The organism is Spongiactinospora gelatinilytica, assembly GCF_003236385.1.
In the GTDB taxonomy this organism is placed as follows: Bacteria; Actinomycetota; Actinomycetes; order Streptosporangiales; family Streptosporangiaceae; genus Spongiactinospora; species Spongiactinospora gelatinilytica.
The window spans coordinates 1-4,929 of record NZ_POUA01000476.1; the positions used below are offsets into that span (position 1 = coordinate 1).

Here is a 4,929-nt window from a genome sequence, read left to right on the forward strand (position 1 = left end):
TGAAGAAGGGGTGGGCGGGGGCCGGCAGCTCGGCGTACTCCACCAGCCGCCCGTCGGGCGAAAGGCCCGAGAAGACGACGCCGACCTTCTCCAGCCCCTCCCGGTAGGAGTTGGCGACCTCGTATCTGTGCCGGTGTCGTTCCTCGACTCGGCTCTTGCCGTACAGCTTGCGGGCCAGCGTGCCGTCCTGGAGCTCGGCCGGGTAGAGGCCGAGGCGCATGGTGCCGCCCATGTCGCGCTCGCCGGCGACGACGTCTTCCTGGTCGGCCATGGTGGAGATCACCGCGTGCACGGTGTCGGGCAGGAACTCGGCGCTGTTGGCGTCGGGCAGGCCGGCCAGCGTGCGCGCCGCCTCGATGATCATGCACTGCATGCCCAGGCAGATGCCGAGCAGCGGGACCAGGTTCTCCCTGGCGTGGCGCACCGCGCCGACCTTGCCCTCGATGCCGCGCACGCCGAACCCGCCGGGGATCAGCACGCCGTCCACGCCGTCCAGCTCGCGGGCCGCGCCGTCGAGGGTCTCGCAGTCGTCGCTCTTGACCCACCGGATGTTGACCCTGGCGTCGTTGGCGAAACCGCCCGCGCGCAGCGCCTCGGTGACGCTCAGGTAGGCGTCGGGCAGGTCGATGTACTTGCCGACCAGCGCGATCGTGACCTCCTTGGCCGGGCGGTGGACCCGGCGCAGGAGCTGGTCCCATTCCTTCCAGTCGACGTCGCGGAACGGCAGGCCGAGACGGCGGACCACGTAGGCGTCGAGCCCTTCGGCGTGCAGGACCTTCGGGATGTCGTAGATGCTCGCCGCGTCGACCGCGCTGACCACGGCGTCCTCGTCGACGTCGCACATCAGGCTGATCTTGCGCTTGAGGCTGGTGGTGATCGGCCGGTCGGAGCGGCACACGATCGCGTCGGGCTGGATGCCGATGCTGCGCAGCGCGGCCACGCTGTGCTGGGTGGGCTTGGTCTTCAGCTCCCCGCTCGGCCCGATGTAGGGCAGCAGCGACACGTGCAGGAAGAAGCAGTTGTCCCTGCCCACCTCGTGGCGCACCTGGCGGACCGCCTCCAGGAACGGCAGCGACTCGATGTCGCCCACCGTGCCGCCCACCTCGGTGATGACCACGTCCACGTCGCGCGCGGCCATGCCGAGGATGCGGTCCTTGATCTCGTTGGTGATGTGCGGGATGACCTGGACGGTGTCGCCGAGGTATTCGCCGCGGCGCTCCTTGGCGATGACGTTGGAGTAGACCTGCCCCGTGGTCACGTTGGCCGAGCCGTGCAGCTCGGTGTCCAGGAACCGCTCGTAGTGGCCGATGTCGAGGTCGGTCTCCGCGCCGTCGTCGGTGACGAACACCTCGCCGTGCTGGAAGGGGTTCATCGTGCCGGGGTCGACGTTGAGGTAGGGGTCGAGTTTCTGCATCGTCACCCGGAGCCCGCGGAGCTTCAGCAGGCGCCCCAGGCTGGAGGCGGTGAGCCCCTTGCCGAGGCTTGAGGCGACGCCGCCGGTGACGAACAGATGTTTGGTGTGTGCGGCGCTGCGCAAGAGGGCTCCCGTGGTCGTCTCGATCGTCGGCCGTTGAGTGGGCGGCCTCCCGTACCCACGGGCTCTCAGATTATCAAACACCGTGGTCCACCTGTGCTCGACCTGCTGTTCCGTTATGTTGCGGGCACGGTAGCTTGGGCCGTTATGTCAGTCCGCGATGCCGTACGGCGGGCCGCGGGAACGCTGGTCCACCGCGCCTGGGCGGCGATCAGGCGGGCCGGCGCGATCACACCGCGCAGCCCCGCGGGACACCGCTTCAAAAGGCTGGGAGAGGGCGCCTGCCTGGCCTTTCCCACCGGCGCGATCTTCGGGGAGGAATGGATCGAGATCGGCGAGGGGACCCTCGTCGGCGAGCGCGTGTCGATCAGCGCGGGCATGAACCCGGGGCTGGATCTCGGCCCCGCGACGGTGGTGCGGATCGGCCGTTCCTGCTCCATCGGCCGGGGCACGCACATCGTCGGCCACCAGTGGATCGACATCGGTGACGATGTCTTCACCGGTCCGTACGTCTATATAACCGACCAGAACCATGTCTACGACGATCCGGACACCCCGATCGGCCGCCAGTGGCCGCGCAACAACCCGGTGACGATCGGATCGGGGTCGTGGCTGGGGGCCGGGGCGATCATCCTGCCGGGGACGCGGCTGGGCCGGCACACCGTGGTGGCGGGCGGAGCCGTGGTCCGGGGGGAGTTCCCCGACCATTGCGTGCTCGCCGGGGTCCCGGCCAGGGTGATACGCAGTTACACCCCTGATGAGGGCTGGCACCTGCCGTTCCTGCCCTCCGGGCCGGTCACGGCCGGACCTCAGGAGACTCCCGTTCCACTGGACCCGGCCGCGATCCCGGGGTTACCTTCGCCGCATGCGGACCGCGATCTGTGAACGCTTCGGCATCGAACACCCACTCTTCGCGTTCAGTCACTCCCGGCACGTAGTCGCGGCGGTCACCGGTGCGGGCGGGTTCGGCGTGCTCGGCACCGCCACGTACTCCCCCGACCGGCTCGACGCCGAGCTGTCCAGGCTGGACGAGGAGGTCGGCGGCCGGCCCTACGGGGTGGACGTGCCCGCGCCCGCGACGGTCGACCTGCGGGCCACCGCGACGGCGGGCGACGCGTTCGCGCGGGTCGCCGACCTGATCCCCGAGCGGCACCGCGACTTCGTGGCGCACCTGCTCGCCAAGTACGGCGTGAGCACGCTGGATCCGCTGCCCGGGTACCTGGCCGCGCCCGCCGAGGAGTTCGGCCGCAGGGTCGGGCCCGAGGGGGCCGCCGCGCTCGCCGAGGTGGCGCTCAAGCACCCGATCGCGCTGATCGCGGGGGCGTCCGGCGCTCCCGATCCGGCGCTGGCGGCCAAGGCCAGGGCGGCGGGGGTGCCGGTGGCGGCGTCCGTGGGCACGGTCGAGCAGGCCAGGCGGCACGCGGCGGCCGGCGCTGACATGATCGTGGCGCAGGGCACGGAGGCGGGCGGGCACACCGGCGAGATCACCACGATGGTCCTGGTCCCCCAGGTGGTGGACGCCGTCGAGGTGCCGGTGCTGGCGGCGGGCGGGATCGCCTCCGGGCGGCAGATGGCCGCGGCGCTGGCGCTCGGCGCGGAGGGCGTGTGGTGCGGTTCGGTGTGGCTGACCACCGAGGAGGCCGAGACGTCCGCGCCGGTCCGGCGCAAGATGCTGGCCGCGACCTCGCTGGACACCACGCGCTCCACCGCCCGCACCGGCAGGCCCGCGCGCCAGCTCCAGTCGGCCTGGACCGACGAGTGGGACGAGGCCACCGAGAGCCCGGGGGCGCTGCCCCCGCCGTTGCAGACGCTGGTCGCCGAGGCGGCGATGGCACGGATCGGCCGTGCCGCCGAGTCCGGCAACCCCGGCGCGGAGCGGCTGGCCGGCTACTTCGTGGGGCAGGTCGTCGGGCAGCTCGACCGGGTCGCTCCCACGCGGCAGGTGGTCCAGGAGATGATCGAGGAGTTCGGCGCGGCGGTGGCCCGGCTGCGCGGCGTCATCGACCTGTGACCGCCGGGTGGGATCTCCGGGCGGCCGGGAAGCGTTCTTGCGATCGACGGAGTACGGCGCCCGGGAGGACGCATGCTGGCGACACTGACCGGCCTCGGCCTGTCCACCGCCGCGGGGCTCAACGCCTACATCCCGCTGCTGGTGGTCGGCCTGGCGGCCAACTTCACCGACGCCGTGCGGCTGCCCGAGGGGTACGCCTGGCTGGCCGAGTGGCCGGTACTGCTGATCATCGGCGTGCTGCTGCTGGCGGAGCTGGTGCTGGACAAGGTGCCCGTGGTGGACCACGTCAACGACATCATCCAGACGGCGGTACGGCCCGCGGCCGGTGGCGTCGTCTTCAGCGCCACCGCCGCCGCGGCCGAGCTGGAGGGCTCGGCCTGGATGGCCGATCACCCTTGGGTCGGCTGGCTGCTCGGCATCGCCCTGGCCCTGGTCGTGCACCTGATGAAGGCGGCCGCGCGCCCGGTGGTCAACGCGACGACGGCGGGGGTGGGCGCGCCCGTGGTCAGCACCGTGGAGGACGCCGGGTCGATCGGCATCAGCCTGATCGCGCTCTTTCTGCCGGTGCTGGTGATCGTGGTGCTGCTGCTGTTCGCCGTGGCGGCGTGCTGGGTGATCAGGGCGGTACGGCGGCGCCGCCGCATCGCGCGCGCCACGCGTGGCGGTCCCTGAAGCCGTGACGGCACCTTCTCATCCGGCGGCTCATCAGGCCGCCGGGTGGATATGCTCGATGTCATCAGGATATCCGGGCCTACCGGTCCTCACCGCGGTTAGGGGTGTCTGCGATCAGCACGTTCATCACGATCGTCCTGGTGGCCTTCCTGCTCTTCCTGATCATCGGAGGAGTCGGGCTCTACTTCGCCGTCAAGCTCGGCAAGGCCGCGACCAAAAAGGCCCGGGCCGCCACGACCAGGCTCGCCACCCACGTCAACGCGATGAGCGGCGGCGAGGCGGGTGACGCCGAGCGACTGCGGGTGGAGCTGCGCCGCGAGGTCACCCTGACCCGCCAGGCCCTCGACCAGGCGGCCCGCCAGGGCTGGAGCCTCGGCGACCTGCCCGTACTGGTGCGCGAGGTCGCCGAGCACGCCGAGGTGCTGGACGGGCAGCTCGCCATGTACGCCCAGCAGCGCCGCTCCTCCGGCTTCGTCGACCACGTCACCCTCGACCGGCTCCGCGCCCACCAGGTCAAGCTCGCCACGACCTGCGCCAAGATCCGCGCCGACCTGCTGGACGACCAGGTCGGCCACTCCGCGAGCGGCATCGACGACCTGCGCGGGCGCACCGACCTGGAGCTGGAGGCCCGCCGCAACGTCGTCCGCGACCCCCTCGACGAGATCGACGACCTGTACCGCCGCACCCTCGACCACCCGGCCCGCCCCCCGGA

The 4,929-nt window shown here is 71.6% G+C and carries 5 protein-coding genes; 4 read left to right on the forward strand and 1 reads right to left on the reverse strand.

The annotated features are described in order from the left end of the window. Positions 1-1,537 (reverse strand): CTP synthase (gene pyrG, locus C1I98_RS35120; RefSeq protein ID WP_111171622.1); only part of this gene is annotated, 1,537 nt, incomplete at its 3' end. 144 nt (positions 1,538-1,681) lie between these two features. Here pyrG and C1I98_RS35125 point away from each other — a divergent pair. The 4 genes from C1I98_RS35125 to C1I98_RS35140 all read left to right on the forward strand — a co-directional run. Beyond that, complete coding sequence (locus tag C1I98_RS35125) at positions 1,682-2,419, forward strand: acyltransferase (RefSeq protein ID WP_111171623.1); 738 nt, start codon at positions 1,682-1,684, stop codon at positions 2,417-2,419. Then, positions 2,400-3,545 carry an NAD(P)H-dependent flavin oxidoreductase gene (locus C1I98_RS35130; protein ID WP_111171624.1) on the forward strand — a complete coding sequence of 382 codons (1,146 nt, stop codon included), beginning with the start codon at positions 2,400-2,402 and terminating at the stop codon, positions 3,543-3,545. The genes C1I98_RS35125 and C1I98_RS35130 overlap by 20 nt, the downstream gene beginning before the upstream one ends. A gap of 72 nt (positions 3,546-3,617) precedes the next feature. After that, positions 3,618-4,217 (forward strand): DUF4126 domain-containing protein, encoded by a 600-nt coding sequence (locus C1I98_RS35135; protein WP_111171625.1) that lies wholly within the window; start codon positions 3,618-3,620, stop codon positions 4,215-4,217. Between the two features lie 104 nt (positions 4,218-4,321). Then, positions 4,322-4,929 (forward strand): hypothetical protein (locus C1I98_RS35140; RefSeq protein ID WP_111171626.1); only part of this gene is annotated, 608 nt, incomplete at its 3' end.